This is a genomic window from Roseateles sp. P5_E1 (assembly GCF_054049335.1).
Genome location: NZ_JBFUMN010000122.1, coordinates 1 through 1,838 on the forward strand (window position 1 = coordinate 1; position 1,838 = coordinate 1,838).

Genomic DNA, 1,838 nt, shown 5'->3' on the forward strand with positions numbered 1-1,838 from the left:
CTGAAATGCATTGTTCCCTCCGTCGTCTTGACCCTTCAAGCTGTGGAGCTCAGCGGTTCGCCCAGTCGCCGCTGCTACTAGCTCGCAGTACGAGTAGAACTGCAACATCGCAGGGACCGCGAAGGCGGCATACGCGAGACCAAGAACCACGAGGACTACGACGGCGGCGCTACTCATTGCACAGTGACATCTAACGTTGAAGACAAGCGGCGCCGCAGGCGTCCAACTTGGTTGACCAGTTAGGCCTCATTTGCGCTTACCTTCGAACCTGTCAGTCAACTCGTAAAGCAGGCGAAGCTCTTCTTCTTGCCTAGGGTCACCCTCCAGCAAATCGATCCGATGACGCACGAAGTAGAACTCGGCCTCGCCACGGATGGAGCCTCGCGTTTTGATCTTTGTGAGGCGCTCTGCTTCCTTGGCCAAGAAATCTGGGTAGTGGGCTGACGTTGCTGCCGCCAATGCATGGACGGCGCACTTGCGCGCCTCGGGCTGCATGGATTGCACCAAGATTGGTGTCTCGCGAAGACCTTGTTCCATGCCTGCAGCAAGCGCTGATCGAGGAGCAACAGTTGCCGTCACATATTGGTCTCGGATGTCAGTCCAGTTGTTCACCAGGCGCTTCGCCGTCGGATCGTCGAGCTCGGCGATGCCGTCATGGAATTGGTCGAAAACCGCGATCAATTTCGCGAGCTTGTCACTTCGTACCACGGAACATTCCTGAGGCATAACGTCAAAGGTCAGCGGGCGGCGAAGCCGTCCGCTGCAGCGCAGGGTTAGCCGGCACTGCCACGATTCCCGGAGTGTTGACGCCGGTGAATTTGTCCCACGCGCGAATGTGCGCCACTGCTTGGTCGCCGAGGTGTCGAACGATCCGCTCCACACTGGCCGAGTAGTCTTCGGAAAGATTTGAGATGGCCTCCAAAAAACCGGTGGCGACCGCTGCGGCGTCGGCGTCACTTGTCAGCAGAAAGCCTTCGACGCATGACGCAATCCGATCGAGCGACTCGTCGCTAATCTCCCGTTCTGTTGACACCAGAGCAGCACCAAGCGCCCCGAGACCGACGGTTGGCGGCACCACATCCGGCAGCCACTTCCGAATCTCAGCAGATGCGACGTCGCTAAGCGTCGCGTGGCAGGCAGCGATCGCTTCGAATGGTGCGGCTCGTTGGGGCATAGCGCTATCTGGCTAACGCGCAAGCTCAGCGGACGGCGAAGCCGTCCGCTGCAGCGAAAGGTTGAAGATCACCACCATGCTAGTGCGGCAAAACCTAGGACCGCCGTCAAAAGAAAGCCCGCTACAACCAACTGCGCACGGCGTTGCCGATCTTTGGATACAACGACCAGCGTTCCGGATCTGTAGGCGCGAAATTCGTTGACGGCGATAAGCAACAAGCCAACGCCTATGAACACAACTGCCCACGGCCCTGAGACCCCAGACCAGCCCAAGGTTGGCAGACCAAGGCCAACGTACAGAGCCAGTGCCCATGGAAAAACTGCTGAATCAGGCGCGGTCAGGGACGCACTGCATCCTTCGCAAGTCGTGGGAACCGCCAGCGTGGCATTGGCGGCTCGCCACCACGAGATAAAACCAGTGCAACTCGGGCAGCGGTACATGAGCTTCAACGAGGCTGGGCAATAACCCGATTTCTGCGATGCCCGCAGCGGCTGATCACCGTGGATGCTGAGGAATTCTTCATCGTTTGATGCATCGAGCCGCCGGCCCGATTGGATTGGACCTCGTGAATGCCCTGCGTGGCGCTCTCGGCGCCTTGCTCGCGTTGCGCATCTTTCCCATTCCTCATGATCGTTCGCCTCTGTTGGCGATCTTCTCGATGTTG

2 protein-coding genes are annotated in these 1,838 nt (G+C 58.8%); both read right to left on the reverse strand.

Translation table 11 applies throughout. The annotated features are described in order from the left end of the window. Positions 1 to 246: 246 nt before the first annotated feature. Positions 247 to 681, reverse strand: a complete 435-nt coding sequence (locus tag ACXJKJ_RS30040; RefSeq protein WP_157281827.1) for a hypothetical protein — start codon at positions 679 to 681, stop codon at positions 247 to 249. 49 nt (positions 682 to 730) lie between these two features. After that, the gene (locus tag ACXJKJ_RS30045; protein WP_157281825.1) at positions 731 to 1,174 is read right to left on the reverse strand and encodes a hypothetical protein; all 444 of its coding nucleotides are present in this window, start codon (positions 1,172 to 1,174) and stop codon (positions 731 to 733) included. Positions 1,175 to 1,838: the final 664 nt, after the last annotated feature.

Bases quoted from the DNA above. Each gene is read 5' to 3' on its own strand.
- ACXJKJ_RS30045 (WP_157281825.1), bottom strand. From the start codon at position 1,174: ATGCCCCAACGAGCCGCACCATTCGAAGCGATCGCTGCCTGCCACGCG.